This window comes from Limnohabitans sp. TEGF003 (assembly GCF_055395455.1).
On sequence record NZ_AP029225.1, the window covers coordinates 485,932 to 503,010 of the forward strand.

Annotated in this window: 19 protein-coding genes; 13 read left to right on the plus strand and 6 right to left on the minus strand. The window is 64.2% G+C overall.

Annotated features, from left to right (window positions below):
* Positions 1–6 precede the first annotated feature (6 nt).
* Positions 7–1,377 carry a M16 family metallopeptidase gene (locus tag ACZ5RT_RS02460; RefSeq protein WP_464454181.1) on the plus strand — a complete coding sequence of 457 codons (1,371 nt, stop codon included), beginning with the start codon at positions 7–9 and terminating at the stop codon, positions 1,375–1,377.
* A gap of 4 nt (positions 1,378–1,381) precedes the next feature.
* On the opposite strand, the gene ACZ5RT_RS02465 is transcribed toward ACZ5RT_RS02460, so the two are convergent.
* A complete protein-coding gene (locus tag ACZ5RT_RS02465) occupies positions 1,382–1,912 on the minus strand; it encodes a hemerythrin domain-containing protein (protein ID WP_291924506.1) in 531 nt (176 codons plus the stop codon).
* Positions 1,913–2,173: 261 nt separating this feature from the next.
* On the opposite strand from ACZ5RT_RS02465, the gene ACZ5RT_RS02470 reads away from it, so the two are divergent.
* The 3 genes from ACZ5RT_RS02470 (at position 2,174) to coaD (ending at position 3,805) form a co-directional block, all read left to right on the plus strand.
* Positions 2,174–2,461, plus strand: a complete 288-nt coding sequence (locus tag ACZ5RT_RS02470) for a hypothetical protein (RefSeq protein WP_464453398.1) — start codon at positions 2,174–2,176, stop codon at positions 2,459–2,461.
* A gap of 140 nt (positions 2,462–2,601) precedes the next feature.
* Positions 2,602–3,249 carry a 16S rRNA (guanine(966)-N(2))-methyltransferase RsmD gene (rsmD, locus tag ACZ5RT_RS02475; RefSeq protein ID WP_464453399.1) on the plus strand — a complete coding sequence of 216 codons (648 nt, stop codon included), beginning with the start codon at positions 2,602–2,604 and terminating at the stop codon, positions 3,247–3,249.
* A 49-nt stretch (positions 3,250–3,298) separates the two neighbouring features.
* The gene (gene coaD, locus ACZ5RT_RS02480) at positions 3,299–3,805 is read left to right on the plus strand and encodes a pantetheine-phosphate adenylyltransferase (RefSeq protein WP_291924500.1); all 507 of its coding nucleotides are present in this window, start codon (positions 3,299–3,301) and stop codon (positions 3,803–3,805) included.
* A gap of 127 nt (positions 3,806–3,932) precedes the next feature.
* Here coaD and recJ read toward each other — a convergent pair whose 3' ends face one another.
* Genes recJ through ACZ5RT_RS02495 form a run of 3 tightly spaced genes read right to left on the minus strand, consistent with a single transcriptional unit; the run spans position 3,933 to position 6,887 of the window.
* A complete protein-coding gene (gene recJ, locus ACZ5RT_RS02485; protein ID WP_464453400.1) occupies positions 3,933–5,726 on the minus strand; it encodes a single-stranded-DNA-specific exonuclease RecJ in 1,794 nt (597 codons plus the stop codon).
* A gap of 18 nt (positions 5,727–5,744) precedes the next feature.
* Positions 5,745–6,704, minus strand: a complete 960-nt coding sequence (locus ACZ5RT_RS02490; RefSeq protein ID WP_464453401.1) for a hypothetical protein — start codon at positions 6,702–6,704, stop codon at positions 5,745–5,747.
* 39 nt (positions 6,705–6,743) lie between these two features.
* Positions 6,744–6,887 (minus strand): hypothetical protein, encoded by a 144-nt coding sequence (locus tag ACZ5RT_RS02495; protein ID WP_416559300.1) that lies wholly within the window; start codon positions 6,885–6,887, stop codon positions 6,744–6,746.
* A gap of 97 nt (positions 6,888–6,984) precedes the next feature.
* On the opposite strand from ACZ5RT_RS02495, the gene ACZ5RT_RS02500 reads away from it, so the two are divergent.
* From ACZ5RT_RS02500 to ACZ5RT_RS02510, 3 genes are all read left to right on the plus strand, one after another.
* Entirely contained in the window at positions 6,985–8,181 is a 1,197-nt protein-coding gene (locus ACZ5RT_RS02500; RefSeq protein ID WP_464453402.1) for an MFS transporter, read from the plus strand.
* Positions 8,182–8,202: 21 nt separating this feature from the next.
* The gene (locus ACZ5RT_RS02505) at positions 8,203–8,670 is read left to right on the plus strand and encodes a CoA-binding protein (RefSeq protein WP_464453403.1); all 468 of its coding nucleotides are present in this window, start codon (positions 8,203–8,205) and stop codon (positions 8,668–8,670) included.
* A 64-nt stretch (positions 8,671–8,734) separates the two neighbouring features.
* Positions 8,735–10,018, plus strand: coding sequence for an O-acetylhomoserine aminocarboxypropyltransferase/cysteine synthase family protein (locus tag ACZ5RT_RS02510; RefSeq protein WP_422169788.1), 1,284 nt, complete (start codon positions 8,735–8,737; stop codon positions 10,016–10,018).
* Positions 10,019–10,086: 68 nt separating this feature from the next.
* Here the strand turns inward: ACZ5RT_RS02510 and ACZ5RT_RS02515 are convergent, their stop codons facing one another.
* Complete coding sequence (locus ACZ5RT_RS02515; protein WP_464453404.1) at positions 10,087–10,929, minus strand: acid phosphatase; 843 nt, start codon at positions 10,927–10,929, stop codon at positions 10,087–10,089.
* A gap of 135 nt (positions 10,930–11,064) precedes the next feature.
* Positions 11,065–12,252 carry a Na+/H+ antiporter NhaA gene (gene nhaA / locus ACZ5RT_RS02520; protein ID WP_464453405.1) on the minus strand — a complete coding sequence of 396 codons (1,188 nt, stop codon included), beginning with the start codon at positions 12,250–12,252 and terminating at the stop codon, positions 11,065–11,067.
* Between the two features lie 90 nt (positions 12,253–12,342).
* Between nhaA and ACZ5RT_RS02525 the strand changes: the two genes are divergently transcribed.
* From ACZ5RT_RS02525 to ACZ5RT_RS02550, 6 genes are all read left to right on the plus strand, one after another.
* A complete protein-coding gene (locus ACZ5RT_RS02525; RefSeq protein WP_464453406.1) occupies positions 12,343–13,611 on the plus strand; it encodes a lipoprotein-releasing ABC transporter permease subunit in 1,269 nt (422 codons plus the stop codon).
* Positions 13,604–14,299 carry a lipoprotein-releasing ABC transporter ATP-binding protein LolD gene (gene lolD, locus ACZ5RT_RS02530; RefSeq protein WP_464453407.1) on the plus strand — a complete coding sequence of 232 codons (696 nt, stop codon included), beginning with the start codon at positions 13,604–13,606 and terminating at the stop codon, positions 14,297–14,299. Before ACZ5RT_RS02525 ends, lolD begins: the two co-directional genes overlap by 8 nt.
* A 4-nt stretch (positions 14,300–14,303) precedes the next feature.
* Positions 14,304–15,128, plus strand: a complete 825-nt coding sequence (locus ACZ5RT_RS02535; RefSeq protein ID WP_464453408.1) for a TatD family hydrolase — start codon at positions 14,304–14,306, stop codon at positions 15,126–15,128.
* Positions 15,125–15,670, plus strand: coding sequence for a DNA-deoxyinosine glycosylase (locus ACZ5RT_RS02540; protein WP_464453409.1), 546 nt, complete (start codon positions 15,125–15,127; stop codon positions 15,668–15,670). The genes ACZ5RT_RS02535 and ACZ5RT_RS02540 overlap by 4 nt, the downstream gene beginning before the upstream one ends.
* Entirely contained in the window at positions 15,667–16,437 is a 771-nt protein-coding gene (locus ACZ5RT_RS02545) for a class I SAM-dependent methyltransferase (RefSeq protein ID WP_464453410.1), read from the plus strand. Before ACZ5RT_RS02540 ends, ACZ5RT_RS02545 begins: the two co-directional genes overlap by 4 nt.
* A gap of 150 nt (positions 16,438–16,587) precedes the next feature.
* Positions 16,588–17,076, plus strand: a complete 489-nt coding sequence (locus ACZ5RT_RS02550) for a tripartite tricarboxylate transporter TctB family protein (protein ID WP_464453411.1) — start codon at positions 16,588–16,590, stop codon at positions 17,074–17,076.
* The last annotated feature ends 3 nt before the right edge of the window (positions 17,077–17,079 follow it).

Consider the following 17,079-nt stretch of genomic DNA (forward strand, 5'->3'; position numbering starts at 1 on the left):
TCCCCGATGCCCTCCCTGTTCAAGACCCCCAAGGCTTTGCTGCGGTCTGCCTTGGCGCTGACCTGCTGGGGCGCGTCCTGCTGGGCGCAAGCAGCCTTGCCCATCCAGCACTGGACCCAGCCCAGCGGTGCACGCGTGTACCTGGTCGAGAGCCACGCCATCCCCATGGTCGATGTGCAGATCGATCTGGATGCGGGCAGCCGCCGTGATCCGGCTGCGCAAGCTGGGCTGGCCTCGGTCATGGCCGGGCAAATGGCCAGTGGCATGCGAGCCCATCCCCAGGGCCAGGGGCCGTATGCGCAGGCCATGGATGAAAACCAGATCGGTGAAGCCTGGGCCGACCTGGGCGCCAGCTTTGGCGGCAGTGCGGGTGCAGACCGCATGAGCTTTGCCCTGCGCAGCCTGAGCTACCCCGACCTGCTGGGCAAAGCCGTGGCCTTGGCGGCGCGGCAAATGGCGCATCCGGCCTTTCCCGAGGCCATGTGGGTGCGCGACCGCGAGCGCATGAGCGCGGCCATCCGCGAGTCGCTGACCAAACCGGCCACGCTGGTGCAGCACCGCTTTGCCTCGGCCGTCTACGGCACGCACCCTTACGGTTACCGCACCACCCCCGAGACCCTGTCACGCATCGGTGTGCAGGACTTGCAAAAGCTGCATGCCCAGTCGCTGCAGACCTGCCGTGCAACGGTGAGCGTGGTGGGCGCACTCACCCGGGCGCAGACCGATGCGCTGGTCACCCGTTTGCTGGCCTTGTGGCCCAACAAGGCGGCGTGCAGGCCCTTGCCCGCTGTGCCCGAAGTGGCGGCTTTGACCCAGGCGCAAAGCCTGACCGTGCCCTTCGATTCGGCCCAGGCCCATGTCCTGATCGGGCAGCCCGGCTACCCACGCAGCGACCCCGACTTCTTTGCCCTGCTGGTGGGCAACCACATTCTGGGCGGTGGGGGCTTTGTGTCGCGCCTGACCGAGCAAGTGCGCGAAAAGCGGGGTTTGTCCTACAGCGTGTACAGCTACTTTTCACCCGGTTTGCATGCGGGGGCTTTCACCGTGGGCCTGCAAACCCGCCCGGATCAAGCCGCGCAAGCGGTCGCGGTGGCACACGAGGTGGTGCAAACCTTTGTGCGCGAAGGCCCCACCGAGGCCGAATTGCAGGCTGCCAAATCCAATCTGGTGGGCGGCTTTGCGCTGCGCATCGACAGCAACCGCAAGCTGCTGGACAACGTGGCCAACATTGCCTGGAACCGTTTGCCGCTCACTTACCTGGACACCTGGACCCAGCAAGTCGAGCGGGTGAGCCTGGGCGATGTGCGCCGCGCCATGGCGCGGGTCTTGCAGCCCGAGCGCATGGTCACGGTGGTGGTCGGTGCCTCGGCACCTTGAGGGCTCAGATGTGGGCCGCAAAATGCGGCACATGCCGCATGTGCAAGGTCAGGCCCAGGGCCGCCATGTGGTTCTCATTGCGCCCCAGAATGGTTTGGGCCAAAGGTAAAAACGCCTGTTCTTCGAGTTGGGCATGCGCCTGGTAGCGCTGCACCAGGGACTGCAGCGCCAGCACATCCAGCGTGGTGTCCTGGCCTTTGGCCACTTTGCGCAAACCGGGCTCCAGCGACTCCCACAGTTTCTCCAGAGCACGGTGGTCGTGCGTCAACTGCTCGATCAGGCCTTCGATCTGCAATCGCTCAGCGCCCGCATTGGCACTTTGGCGAACCGCCGTGAACAGGTCCTTTTCTTCTTCGGTGTGGTGGCTGTACAAGGCTTGTCTGAAAAAGCCCAGGGTTTCTTCGGCAATTTTTCGGGCTTGGGCCGCAGGGCCCAGCAAAGCCGGCAAATCCTGCAGGCGAGACAGTTGTTCGAAGATGCCCAGGTGGCAATTGGAAAAATGTGAAATCGGGGCTTCTGTGTCGGCAGTGGTCATGGCGTCTTGCATCCAGGCAGGTGTTGAACATTCACTGTAGAGGGATGAGGCCTGCGGGCCAAGCTGGATTTGCCGATCATTTGATGTAGGTCATGTCGGTGTAACCCAAGACTTGGTGATGGTGTGTCTGCTTGCACGGCGGGCATACACATGGCGTTACAACTGCAGTGTGCGGTGGGTCATCAAGGCCGTGTCGGCCCGCGTTGTAGTGGCAAGTCCAGCAAGGTGTTGGACTTGCAACCTGAACCAAGGATCTTTCAAATGAACAAGCTGCTCGCCACCCTCGTCGCCGGTTTTTTTGCTGCTGGCGCATTCGCCCAAGCACCTGCTGCTGCGCCCGCTGCAGCTGCGGCTGCCCCTGCTGCTGCAGTGGCCACGGCCAAAACAGAAGCCAAAGATGCCAAGGCCGCTTTGAAAGCCGATGCAAAAGCCGAGAAAAAGTCCGCCACCAAAACAGACAAGAAAGCGGCCCAAGTTGCAGCCAAAGCCGATGCGTCGGTGGTGAAAGCGGAAGCCAAAGTGGACGCCAAAGTCGCCCAGCCCAAGTGAGCACCATGGCCAGGCTTCTGGCCTGGCCAGCGCAGATGAAAAAAACCAGCGGTTCGCTGGTTTTTTTTGTCGGCGCCTCAAGCCTGAGCAGGGGTCGCAGGTCCGGCGGCTCGTCGTCCTGGCCTTTACACTTGCGGGCTATGGCTTCACCCTCCTCTTCACGCCAGTCGTCCAGCGGCAGTTCCCGCCCAGCTGACGCCAAAAAGCCTCAGCACCGTGCGCCCAAAGGCCCGCCTTCGCACGAAATCCGCATCATCGGCGGGCAATGGCGCCGCACCCGGCTGAAGGTGATCGACAAACCCGGTCTGCGTCCCACACCCGACCGTGTGCGTGAAACCTTGTTCAACTGGCTGGGCCAGGACTTGAGCGGTTGGCGCTGTGTGGATGCGTTTGCAGGCACAGGCGTGTTGGGTCTCGAAGCCGCCTCTCGTGGCGCAGCCCATGTGCTGATGGTCGAGCAAGATGCTGTACTGGTGCGCGACTTGCAGGACAACGCCACTCGCCTCAAAGCCAGCATGGTCAGCGTGCAGCGCGGTGACGCCGTGACCGCCTTGGGCCGTTTGCCCGCGGCCAGTGTGGACCTGGTGTTTCTGGATCCGCCTTTTGACGGACCCTGGTTTGAGCCCGCCCTCATCGCTGCAGCCAAGGCCGTGCCCGTGGGTGGGTGGATTTATCTGGAAGCGCCTGTGGCCTGGACCGCTGAGGCCTTGGGTGCCTTTGGCCTTCAATGTGAACGCCACCTCAAAGCAGGCGCTGTCAACGCCCATTTGCTGCAACGAACCGCATAATTGACGGGCGAAACCCTTCAAGCCCGCTCCCGCCTTTCAAGGACCCCCCATGAGCCGCTCTGCCAACACCCTTGTGACCGCCGTGTATTCGGGCACGTTTGATCCGCTCACGCTGGGGCACGAAGACGCGATCCGACGCGCCGCGAAAATGTTTGACCGGGTCATCATTGCGGTGGCGGTGGCGCACCACAAAAAAACCCTGTTCAGCCTGGACGAGCGTGTGGCCTTGGCGCAAGCCGCTTTGGCCGATTGCCCCAACGTGAAGGCGCTGCCCTTTGACGGTCTGATTGTGGAATTTGTACGCGCGCAAAACGCCCAAGTCATCGTGCGCGGCCTGCGCTCGGTGACCGACTACGACTACGAAACGCAAATGTCGGGCATGAACCGCCACCTGGCCCCCGAGTTGGACACCGTGTTTTTGCACACCAGCGCGGGTGTGCAGCACATCAGCAGCACCCTGGTGCGCGAGATCGCCAAGCTCGGCGGTGATGTGTCGGGCTTGGTGTCTGCACCTGTGCTCAATGCCTTGCAGAGCAAGGTCGCGACCAAGCACTGAAAGCTGCTTGCACCGGGCAAGTCGGCCTTTTGTGGGAGCGAGCCCCTGCTCGCGAAGGGTGTCCCCAGCTCAGACGTTCATTCGGCCGCAGGGGCAGCCTCCCACAAAAAGCCTCAGCGATAACCCGTCAAAGCTCCGCGCCTTCGACCAAAAAGCGCACCCGCTTTTGGCCCTGCCACTCGTCGGCGTCCAGTCGGTAAGCCAATTTCACCCGCGCAGGCAAAGGCTCAGTCCGGCCAAACCAGATGCCGTCGACCGGCTGGCCTTGGTGCTTCATTTTGAGGGACAGGTGTTTTTCGCCCACCAGGCGCTGCGACACCACCTCGATCTCTTCGCAAAACACGGGCGGTGCAAAGCCCTGGCCCCAGACCTCGTGGTGCAGCATGTCCACCAGGTCCACCCGGCGGTACTCGGCGGGCAGCGGGCCATCGGTTTCCAGGCGGCGCTGCAGCGTGGCCGCGTCCAGCCATTCCATGGCCACCTGGTTCAGCGTTTCCTCAAAGACATCCAGATGCTCTTCGGCAATCGTGCAGCCTGCCGCCATGGCGTGGCCGCCAAAGCGCAGCAGCACGCCCGGGGCGCGTTTGGCCACCAGGTCGAGCGCATCGCGCAAATGAAAGCCAGCGATCGAGCGGCCTGACCCCTTGAGTTCGTGCTCCTTGCCCGGGGCGCTGCTGGCCGCGAACACAAAAGTGGGGCGGTGCAGTTTGTCCTTGATGCGCGAGGCCACGATGCCCACCACGCCTTCGTGAAAATCCGGGTCGAACACACAAATGGCAGGCGGCGGCTCGTCACCTTCGTCAAACAGCGACTCGGCCATTTCCATCGCCATCTCACGCATGTCGCCCTCGATCACGCGGCGTTCGCGGTTGATCGCGTCCAGCTGCTTGGCCAGCTCGTCGGCCCGGCCTGCGTCGTCGGTCAGCAGGCACTCGATGCCGAGTGTCATGTCGGCCAAGCGGCCTGCCGCGTTGATGCGCGGCCCCAGGGCAAAGCCAAAGTCAAAGGTCGTGGCCCTGGCGGTTTCGCGGCTGGCCGCCCGCATGAGCGCGGCCATGCCTGGGGGCAGGGCACCCGCACGCACGCGGCGCAGGCCTTGCGCCACCAGGCGACGGTTGTTGGCGTCGAGCTTGACCACGTCGGCCACGGTGCCCAAAGCCACCAAGGGCAGCAGGGCGTCGAGGCGCGGCTGAGGACGTGCCCCCACGCTCCCCACTTCGTGTGGTTCGCTGCCCCCCGAGGGGGTGCTCGCCAGCTTGGGGCGGCCCGGCGCTGGCTCGGTTGCATCAAACACGCCGCGCTGGCGCAGCTCGGCCCGCAGGGCCAGCAGCACGTAAAACATCACGCCCACGCCTGCGATGGACTTGCTGGCAAAGCCGCAACCGGGCTGGTTGGGGTTGACGATGACTTCGGCGCTGGGCAGTTCGCTGCCGGGCAAATGGTGGTCGGTCACCAGCACCTGCAGGCCCAGCGCTTGCGCCGCCTGCACGCCCGCCACGCTGGCGATGCCGTTGTCCACGGTGATCAGCACATCCGCGCCTTGCGCGTGCACACGCTCGGCAATGGGTGGGGTCAGGCCGTAGCCGTCGACCACGCGGTCGGGCACCAGATAGCTCACGTTGCGCGCCCCCAGCATGCGCAGGCCACGTACGCCCACGGCGCAGGCGGTCGCGCCGTCGCAGTCGTAATCGGCCACGATGCACAGGCGCTTGTTTTGCGCGATGGCGTCGGCCAGCAGCTTGGCCGCTTCCGTGGTGCCCAGCATGCCCGCCGGGGGCAGCAACAGGTTCAGCGCGTCGTCGAGTTCGTCTTTGGACTGCACGCCACGGGCGGCGTACAGGCGGGCCAGCAGGGGGTGGATGCCCGCTTGTTCCAGCGCCCAGGCGCTGCGGGGGGGCACATCTCGGGTGAGCAAATTCATGGGGCGATTCAGGGATGTTCAGGAGGTGATGAGGGCTTGGAGTGCCGCTGCAGGAGAGGGTTTGTTGAACAGCCGGGTTAATGTGCGAGTGGTGCGCTGGTACCAAGCGGCAGGTGCAGCGGTGTATGTGTGGGCTGTGTGCTCACTGCACAGGCTGAGCGTGCCTTGGCTCGTGGCCTTGACGTGTTGCAACAGGTCGGCCACGGCCGTGGCATCGAGTTGCTGCCAGGCTTGCTGCCAAGCCTGCACGTCGCCATGCAAAGCACTGCTGCGCAAGGCGTGCGACAAAGTCACGGCCTGTCCAGCGGCGGCTGTGTGCTCGGGCAGCATGCCCGCGCCGTGCAGCCAGAAGGCGTTCACGGTGTACTGCCGCTTGGCTTCTCGGGCATCGTTGACCGGATGGTTGTAGAGCAGCATTTGCATCTCGCTTTGCAGGCGCTGCAAGGGGCGGGCTGTCGGATGATCTGGCATCCAGGGCTTCACGTTCTGACCAATCACCCGGTCCAGCGAGGCGGTGGGCACGTCGGCCAGCAGCGCCCCTTGGACATGCCAGAGCAAGGCGCTGTGCCAGGTGACGTGCAGGCCGTCTTCCTGCAAGAACGGTTGCATGGCTTGCAGCAGTTGCTGCGATTCATCGTCAGACAGGTGCAAATGCGCCGGGTCGGCCATGACCACCTCGTCCATGCCGATTTGCCAATGGCAGGGCGTCATCCAGGCTTGGGGGGCGGTGCTGTGCGTGCCTTGCTGCGCCTGGTGCCAAGCGGCCCAGGGCAAGGTGTCGGCATCCGGTGACCAGCCCAGGGCTTGGGCTTGCAGGCGTTCGTGCGGCAGGTGCCAGGGGGTGGGGCGGCGGTCTTGCAACACCTGCTGGCGCTGCAGTTGGCCCAGCAGGGTTTGCAGCTTGGGCAACTGCAAACCGGCCCAGACCTCGGGGCCGGTGAAGGCCTGGCTGGCCGCATAAGGAATGATCAGGTGCATGGGGTGGGATTGTCGCAGGCCCCCAAACCTGGGGTGGCTTCAGTGGACGTTCATGCCGTAGACCACGGCCAAAGCGATGGCGAAAATGGCGGCCCAGATCGGGCGGTTGTGCTTTTCGATGAATTTGAGCACCACGTCTTCCAGGCTTTTGGATTCGTGCGGGGGGCGAGGGTCCTGTGTCATGGCTGCGCGCTCCAGCGTTGGGGTGAGCCATTATGGACAGACCGGCCGATCTCTTGAAGGCACAATGGCCAACACCTTTGAAAAGTACGGAGACCGCATGAAAGAGACCCCCTATGCCTGGGTGGTGGTTTGGGCCACTTTTGCTTGCCTGGCGCTGATCTTTGGGGTGTCGTATTCGTTTGCGGCATTTTTTGAGTCGTTTGCGGCCGAGTTCTCGGCGCAGCGGGCCGATGTGTCCTGGATCTTTGGCCTGTCGGGCTTTGTTTACTTTGTGCTGGGTGCGGGTGGCGGCATGCTGGCCGACCGCTTCGGGCCACGCATCGTGTGCTCGGCGGGCATGGCCTTGATTGCACTGGGTCTGCTGGCCACCAGCTGGGCCTCGTCCTTGCTGGCGGTGTATGTCAGCTACGGCTTGCTGGTGGGCCTGGGCATTGCGCTGGTGTACACGCCGTCGATTGCCAGCGTGCAGCCCTGGTTCACCACCCGGCGCGGCTTGGCCGGGGGCATTGCCAGCTCGGGCGTGGGCGCGGGCACTTTGCTGGTGCCGGTGCTGGTGGCCATGGCGATTGGCCCCATGCCCTGGCGCGAGGCCATGCAACTGCTGGCCTTGACGGTGTTGGTGCTGGGCTTGTTGGCGGCGGGTTTGCTGCGCCGCGCTCCTGCGACACAGGCCGCTGGCGGTGCGCCCAATGCGGGAGGCTCGGCCTCCGGACTGACTTTGCGCGAGACCTTGCGCAGCCCTACCTTCCGCTGGCTCTACCTGGCCACGGTGCTGGCCTCGCCGGTGATGTTCATTCCCTTTGCCCATGTGTCCGCCTCGGCGCGCGATCTGGGTCTGGGCGAAGCCTTTGCCGTGGGTCTGGTGGGCTTGATTGGTGTGGGCAGCCTGGTCGGGCGCTTTGCCATCGGTGTGGTGGCCGACCGGCTGGGCCGGGCGCAAACGCTGGTGCTGATGCAGCTGTCCATGGGCGCGTCGTATCTGCTGTGGGGCGCGGCGGGCGGGCAGGCCCTGCTGCTGGTGTTTGCGCTGTGGTTTGGCCTGAGCTATGGCTCCATCGTGTCGCTCTTGCCCGCCATTTGCATGGATTATTTTGGTGGCCGTTCGGTGGCCAGTGTGGTGGGCACGCTCTACAGCGGCGCGGCCCTGGGTAATTTGCTGGGCCCTGTGCTGGCTGGGGCGGCCTTTGATTTCAGTGGGCACTACCTGGGCGTGATGGCCGTGTGCGGCGTGCTGTCGCTGATGGCCACCTGGGCCTCACGGCAAATGAAACGCTGCGGCCAAGCGCGGTATTGATTTTCGAGAAAGAAGCACCTGATGCACAACGATTTGCACGCGCTGCGGCGCATCCTCAAAAGTTGCCCCACCATCGCGGTGGTGGGCCTGTCGGCCGAATGGCATCGGCCCAGTTACTTTGCGGCCAAGTACATGCAGTCGCACGGCTTCAAGATCGTGCCCGTGAACCCCCGCTATGCGGGCACGCCCGTGCTGGGCGAGACCTGTTACGCCAGCCTGGGCGATATCCCCTTCAAGGTGGACATGGTCGATGTGTTTCGCCGCAGCGACGACGTGCTGCCGATTGCCGAGCAGGCGGTGCAGATCGGGGCCAAGTGTCTTTGGCAGCAACTGGGCGTGGCCAACGCGCAGGCCGACGCCCTGGCCCGGCAGGCGGGCATGGATTCAGTGACCAACCGCTGCGTCAAGATCGAGCACGCCCGGCTGTTTGGCGGCCTGAACTGGGTGGGCGTGAACACCGGCATCATCTCGGCGCGGCGGCTGGTGTGAGGCCAGCCATCGCCCACGGGGGTGGGCGCCTAACCATTCAAGCCAACTTTTCAGACCGAACACCATGACCGACCGCCAATTCCACCCCGAAACCCTGGCCATCCACGCCGGGCAAATCCCCGATGCGGCCACAGGCGCACGCGCCTTGCCGATCTACCAGACCAGCAGCTTTGTGTTTGACAGCGCCGAGCATGCCGCATCGCTCTTTAACCTGCAAACCTTTGGCAATGTGTATTCGCGCCTGAGCAACCCCACGGTGGCGGTGCTCGAAGAGCGTGTGGCCGCGCTCGAAGGCGGGCGTGCGGCGGTGGCCAGTGCCTCGGGCATGGCGGCCGAAACCATGGCGCTGATGACCATCTTGCAATCGGGTGACCATGTGGTGGCGGCCGGGGCCTTGTACGGCGGCTCGGTGACCCTGTTGGCCACCAGCCTGGCCAAGTTCGGCATCGAGACCACCTTTGTGGACGCCACAAAGCCCGAGGCCTTTGCCGCTGCCATGCGTCCCAACACCCGGGCGGTGTATGCCGAGAGTCTGGGCAACCCGAGCATGGTGGTGCTGGACATTGCCGCCGTGGCCGAGGTGGCCCATGCGCACGGCGTGCCGCTCATCATCGACAACACCGTGCCCAGCCCGCTGCTGTGCAACCCGCTGGCGCTGGGCGCCGACATCGTGGTGCATTCGGCCACCAAATACCTGGCGGGCCACGGCACCACCTTGGGCGGCGTGGTGGTAGAGGGCGGCAAATTTCCCTGGGACAATGGCAAGTTCCCCGGCATGACCGAGCCCTCACAGGGCTACCACGGTGTGAAGTTTTACGAGACCTTTGGCGACTTCGGTTTCACCATGCGCTGCCGCATGGAAAGCCTGCGCGTGTTTGGCGCATCGCTCAGCCCCATGAGCGCCTGGCAAATCCTGCAGGGTGTTGAGACCCTGCCGCTGCGCATGAGCAAGCACTGCGACAACGCTTTGGGTGTGGCGAAATTTTTACAGGCCGACCCGCGCGTGGCCTGGGTCAACTACCCCGGCCTGAGTGACCACCCACAGCACGCCCTGATGCAGCGGCAGATGCGCGGCGCTTCGGGCCTGTTGTCGTTCGGCGTGAAGGGCGGTCTGGCGCAAGGCGTGAAGTTCATCGAGTCGGCCCAGTTCATGAGCCACCTGGTCAACATCGGCGACACCCGCACCCTGATCAGCCACCCGGCCAGCACCACGCACCGACAGCTCGATGAAGCCCAGCAACTGGCCGCAGGCGTGCCACCCGACATGGTGCGCATTTCGGTGGGTCTGGAGAACCTGGACGACATCCTGTGGGACATCGACCAGGCGCTGGACAAGGCCAGCCGCTGAACAGTCTTGGCAACAGCACTGGTCAGGGCTGGAGCCATCGAGCTGTGAAAACTACAGGCCTTGGTTTGTCAGCGCTTGAGGGCCGCAGCTTCGGCCGCGCAATCCTGGCGGTCTGACTTCAGGCCTTTGGCCCGGGCCTGCGCAATCTCGGCCTTGGCCAGCTGGGCTTGGGCCTGAAACACCGGGTCGGCCTGCAGGCGGGCCACGGCGGCAGCGCCCACCACGCGACCGGCTTCCAGGTCACTTTGCCAGTGCACGCCGCACACCATGCGGCTGTCGCCAAAGGCGTGGCCGCGTTGCAGCAAGGCATTGGCCTTGTCCGGGGCCAGGCCCGCCAGGATCAGGCCCCAGGCCCAGCCCAGCGCCGCGTGGCCTGAAGGGTAGGAGCCGTCTTTGGACAAGTGGGCTTCTTCCTTGGGGGCGCAGGTGGTTTCACCCAGCTCGGCAAAAGGACGCATGCGGTTGTAGTGGTCCTTGGCTTTGTAAGTCGCAAAGCCCGCGTCCACCAGACTGCGGCGCAGCAGCATGTTCAGGTGGGGCGTGGCCTCTTGCGAGATGGGCATGTCCAGGGCACATGAGAACACCCCAGCGGCTTCGGGGAACTTCAGGTTCACGTCCTTGAAAGCGTAGGTCCAGCGTGGCGTGTCGCGCAGGGCCCGGGTTTGCTGGTGCAGTTGCAGATCGGCCGCCTGGCGGGCCGAGCCAGGGGCGGGTGGGGGCGGCACCAGGGCCAGGCTGTCGGGCAGCTCCTTGCGGTCGATGTAGCCGTTCAGGTAACCCGAGCCTTTGCGGAATTCGCCCACCACTTCGGGTGAGGTCGGTGGGACAGCGGTTTGGACTGGGGCGGTTTGGCAGGCGCTGAGCAGGGCGGCAGCGGCCAGGGCGCTCAGGGGCATCAGGCGTGTGATCACAGGGGTCTCCTTGGTGGTGCAGTGGGGCCCGATGTCTCATGGGGCCTTTGGCATTTCAGACCGGAGCCGTGCTGAAAATCGTCACCGCTGCGACTTTTTAAGTGGAAACACCATGCCGGTTTTTGTCTGTTGAGGTCATCGGGCGTGCGAGCGGTGGTGGGTGCGCAACAGCCAAGTGCCCAACACACCTGCCACGAGCGAGCCACCCAGCACCCCCAGTTTGAGCTGGAATTCAAACTGCGGGCCGAGCCCGGCAAAAGCCAGGCCGCCAATGAACAAGCTCATGGTGAAACCGATGCCGCACAACATGCTCACACCCAACAGTTGCAGGGTTGACGCATGGGCAGGCGCTTGGGCCAGGCCGCTGCGGACCATCAGGATTGCCGCGCCAAAGACCCCGATGGCTTTGCCCGCGACCAGACCCAGGCCGATGCCCAGTGGCACAGGTGACATCAAGGTGCTGAAGCTGACCCCGTCCAGCACCACACCCGCATTGGTGAAGGCAAACATTGGCAAGACCCCATAGGCCACCCAGGGGTGCAGGCCGTGTTCGATGCTGGCCAGAGGTGACTGGCCACGCGCATCGCGCATGGGGATGGCCAGCGCCGTGATGACCCCGGCCAGCGTGGCGTGGACTCCGGACTTGAGCACGCACACCCACATCAACAGGCCCACCACGATGTAAACATCGACCCGGGTGATGCGCAGGCGGTTCAGCACGAAGAGCACTGCACCCGACAACAATGCGCCCGCCAGCATGGGCCAGGACAAGTTGGCGGTGTAGAACAGCGCAATGACAACGATCGCGCCCAGGTCATCGATGATGGCCACAGCGGTCAGAAACACCTTGAGCGACACAGGCACCCGCGAGCCCAGCAAGGCGACGATGCCCAAAGCAAACGCAATGTCGGTGGCCGCCGGTATGGCCCAGCCGCGCAAGGCTGTGCTGTCCCCCCAATTGATGGCGGTGTAAATCAATGCGGGCATGAGCATGCCCCCCAGTGCCGCCACAGCGGGCAGCAACAGCTGGCCTGGCCCTGAGAGCTCGCCCTCCAGGAACTCCCGTTTGATTTCCAGCCCCACCAAAAAGAAGAAGACCGCCATCCAAAGGTCATTGACCCACACAACCAGAGGCTTGGACAGCACCAGGGCCTGATCGCCAATGAGCACCTGGCCGGGGATGCTCAGAAAAAACTGGTACCAGGCCCCCCAGGGCGAATTGCTGACCAGCAAAGCCGCCAAGGCAGCCAGGGCCAGGACGATGCCTGGGGCGGACTCTTGGGCAAAAAAGCGCGCGACGGCGGATTTGGGAGGGGTTTTCATCGGGCCATTGTCCTCAATGGTGGCTGGCCGTTCACATTTCACGGCCCCCCGGTGGGGGCTTGTGGGGCGGGCATTGCACAATAGTGGCTTATGGCTTTTTTCAAGAACATCCCCTACGAGCTGGTGCTGGGCTGGCGCTACACCCGCGCAGGCCGGGCCACCCGGCGCAACGGCTTCATCTCCTTCATCTCGGGGGTGTCCATGATGGGCATTGGCTTGGGGGTGGCGGCGCTCATCATTGTGCTGAGCGTGATGAACGGTTTTCAAAAAGAGGTGCGCGACCGCATGTTGGGTGTGGTCTCGCACATCGAGGTTTATGCCGCCGATGGCGCTGCTGTGGCCGATTTGCCCGCCTTGCTGACCCGCTTGAAGGCGCACCCGCAGGTGCTGGGCGCGGCCCCCTTCATCACCGCGCAGGCCTTGCTGGCGCGGGGCGAGGACATGAAGGGCGTGCTGGTGCGCGGCATCGACCCGGCGCTGGAGCCCGAGGTCAGTGACCTGTCGAACGACACCCAAGCCGGGGTGCTGCAGCGCCTGCAGCCGGGCGCGTTCAGTCTGGTGCTGGGCCGCGATCTGGCCAACAACCTGGGTTTGCAAAACGGCGACCCGGTGACCCTGGTGTCACCCTCTGGCCAGGTGACGCCCGCAGGCGTGGTGCCACGCATGAAGCAGATGGGCGTGGTCGGCACCTTCTCGTCGGGCCACTACGAATACGACTCGGCGCTGGCACTCATGCACGTTGAGGATGCTGCCCGCATGTTCCGGCTGGAAGGCCCGAGCGGCGTGCGCCTGAAGTTGCGCGACCTGCACCAGGCGCGCGAGGTCGCGCGCGACCTGCAGCTGGACTTGGGGCCGCAATTTTTTGTGCGCGACTGGACGCAGCAGAACAAGACCTGGTTCGCCGCCGTGCAGGTCGAAAAACGCATGATGTTCATCATCCTCACGCTCATCGTGGCGGTGGCGGCTTTTAACCTGGTCAGCACGCTGGTGATGACGGTCACGGACAAACGCGCCGACATCGCGATCTTGCGCACGCTGGGGGCCAGCCCGCGCAGCATCATGGGCATTTTTGTGGTGCAAGGGGCGACGGTGGGCGTGATCGGCACCATGAGTGGTTTGTTGTTGGGCTTGCTGGTGGCCTTCAACATCGATGTGATCGTGCCTGCGCTGGAAAAACTGTTCAACGCCAGCTTTTTGCCGCGCGACATTTACCTGATCAGCCGCATGCCCAGCGAGCCCTTGGCCAGCGACATCCTGCCCGTGGCCATCATTTCTTTGGTCCTGGCTTTTGTGGCCACGCTCTACCCCAGCTGGCGTGCCAGCCAGGTCAACCCGGCGGAGGCGCTGCGCTATGAATGAGATGCAAAACCCCGTGGTGCTGCAGGCCCAGGGCCTGACCAAGCGCTTTTCCGAAGGGCGGCTGGATGTGACGGTGCTGCAAGGCGTGGACCTGGCCGTGCACGCGGGCGAGACGCTGGCCATCGTGGGCGCTTCGGGCTCGGGCAAAAGCACCTTGCTGCATTTGCTCGGTGGCCTCGATGCCCCCACCCAAGGTTCGGTGCAATTGAAGGGCCAGTTGCTGTCGGCCCTGAGCGCGGCCGAGCAAGGCCAGTGGCGCAACCGCTACCTGGGCTTTGTCTACCAGTTTCACCATTTGCTGCCCGAATTCAGTGCCCTGGACAACGTGGCCATGCCGCTGTGGATTCGCAGGCAGGACCGCGCCGAAGCCGCTGCCGTGGCCACGGGCTGGTTGCAGCGCGTGGGCTTGGGTGAGCGCCTGCACCACCGCCCCTCGGAGTTGTCGGGTGGCGAGCGCCAGCGTGTGGCCCTGGCCCGCGCCTTGGTCAACGACCCGGCCTGTGTGCTGGCCGACGAGCCCACGGGCAACCTGGACCGCGAAACGGCCGACGGCGTGTTTGCGCTGATGCTGCAACTGGCCCGCGAGCGCGGCACCGCTTTTGTGGTGGTCACACACGACCAGGCCCTGGCGGCGCGTTGCGACCGCCAGCTGCATCTGGTCAAGGGCGTGTTGCAAGCGCCTGTTTGACAGGATGTGGATCGACACGCACTGCCACCTGGACGCGGCCGAGTTTGACGCCGACCGCGATGCGGTGCGCGAGGCCGCCCGCCAAGCAGGCGTGATGCGTTGTGTGATCCCGGCGGTGCACGCCGCGCACTGGCCCCAGGTGGCGCAATGGGCCGAGCGGCATGGCGACGCTTACGCCTTGGGCATCCACCCTTTGTATGTGCCGCAAGCGCAAGAAGCCGATGTGTTGGCGCTGGACCGCGCATTGACCGAGCGGCGTGATGACCCGCGCCTGGTGGCCGTGGGCGAGATCGGGCTGGACTTTTTTGTGCCCGAGCTGTGCACGCCCCCCATGCGCGAGCGGCAATGGTTTTTTTACACCGCGCAACTCAAGCTGGCCCACAAGCACGGCCTGCCCGTCATCCTGCATGTGCGGCGCTCGGCCGATTTGCTGCTCAAAGGCTTGCGCCAGTGCCCTGTGGTCTCCGGCATCGCGCACGCCTTCAATGGCAGCACCCAACAGGCCGAGGCTTTTGTGGACCTGGGGTTTGTGCTGGGCTTTGGCGGCACGCTGACCTACGAGCGCTCTTTGCAATTGCGCCGCTTGGCCAGCGAATTGCCCCTGAGTTCGCTGGTGCTGGAGACCGACGCGCCGGACATCCCGCCGCAGTGGCTCTACCAGACCGCCAAGCAGCGGGCGCTGGGTGTGCCGCAGGGGCGCAACAGCCCGGCCGAGCTGCCGCGCATCGCGCAGGTGCTGGCCGGGTTGCGGGGACTGAGCCTGGCCGATCTGGCAGTTGCCACCTGCGCCAACGCGCAGCGGGCCTTGCCCCAACTGGCGGCCGCATGAGCAGCTCTGCGCCAACCGCGTCATCGGCCAGCCCCCGTTTGCAGGGTTTGCCGCCCTTGGTGGGGCCGGGCACGCGTGTGCTGGTGCTGGGCAGTTTCCCCAGCGTCAAGTCTTTGCAGTTGCAGCAGTATTACGCCCACCCGCAAAACCATTTCTGGCGCATCGTGCAGGCGCTGTGGCCCGATGCGCCCTGGCCTGCAGACCGGGACTACGCCCGCCGCTGTCAGTGCCTGCTGGCCCAGGGCGTGGGGGTGTGGGATGTGTACGCCGAGTGTGAGCGCGAAGGCAGCTTGGACAGCGCCATCCGCCACGCGCAGCTGAACGACTTTCCGGCGCTGCTGCAGCGCTGCCCGCACTTGAGCACCATCGCCCACAACGGCGGCGAGAGTTTCCGCCACGCCAAAGCGGTTGAGGCCTGTCTGGCGCAAGCCGGTCTGACCGGGCGTGTTTCGTTGCATCGCCTACCATCGACCAGTCCTGCAAATGCGTCCTGGACCTTTGAACAAAAACTCACCGCCTGGCGGGCGGTGCTGACCCCATGACCCGAAAAAAATCCTCTGTCTCCAGCCTTGAACTGCCCGAAGTCAATTTCTCCGAAGATGGCGACATTCGCTATCTGCACTTGGGCACCGAGTGGATTCAGGGCTCGATGTTTCTGGACCGGCCCTTCGACATTGAGCTCGAATATGTGCAGCGCATGTTCGGCTGGTTGCTGTTTTTCCCTCACGATGAAGTCAAGGGCGCACATGCCATGCAGCTGGGCTTGGGGGCGGGCACCATCACCAAGTTTTGCTACAAAAAACTCAAGATGACCTGCACCGCCGTGGAGCTCAACCCCGGCGTGCTGCACGCTTGCCGGGGCTGGTTCCGTTTGCCCCCCGACGACGAACGCCTGCGCGTGGTGCTGGCCGACGCATCGCTGGAAATCCAGAAAGACGAATGGCGCGGCACCGTGGATGCGCTGCAGGTGGACCTGTACGACGAAGAGGCCGCAGCCCCGGTGCTGGACACGCCCGACTTTTACCGCCATTGCCGCGAACTGCTCGCCCCGCAAGGCTGCATGACGGTGAACCTGTTTGGGCGCTCGTCGAGTTACGCCGAGAGTGTGGAGAAAATTTGCGCTGCCTTTGGCGAAGACGCGGTCTGGATTTTCAAGCCCACGCGTGAGGGCAACGCCATCGTGCTGGCGCAGCGCACCGCCAGCCGACCTTCGCGCGACGCGCTGCTGGAGGCTGCCAGCGCGATCGAAGAAAAATGGGGCCTGCCTGCCAGCAAATGGCTCAAGGTGTTCAAACCCCTCACCAAATGAGTGCATGCCCGCCCGCTTGGGGTGCGGAGGGGTGAAAAATTAAGGGTAAACCATGAGTCCCAAGGTCTGCCTGCATAGGTGTAACCCACATCCAGCCTGGGCGCTTGTTCGCGGAGAATCACCCCCAACTCAAATCAGAGGAGATATCTCGTGAACATCAAGAGTCAAAAAGACTTTTTTTCCGGCCTGTTCTACACCGTTGCAGGCTCGGCTTTTGCCTACGGTGCCACCAACTACACCGTGGGCACAGGTGCCCGCATGGGGCCTGGCTACTTTCCTTTGCTCTTGGGCATCATGCTGGCCCTCATCGGGGCCTTCGTCATGTTCAAAGCCTTGACGGTAGAAACACAGGACGGGGACAAGATCGGCTCCTGGGCCTGGAAGCCCTTGTTCTTCATCATCGCTGGCAACGTCTTGTTCGGCATTTTGCTGGGCGGTCTGCCCAGCATCGGTGTGCCAGCCATGGGCCTGATCGTCGCGATTTTTGGCACCACCATGGTGGTGAGCCTGGCGGGTGACACCTTCAATCTCAAAGAAGTTCTGATCCTGGCCGCGGTCCTGTCGGCCGGCAGTTACGGCGCTTTCGTGCTGCTGCTGAAGTTGCAGTTCCCCGTCTGGCCCACATTCATCACCGGTTGAGGA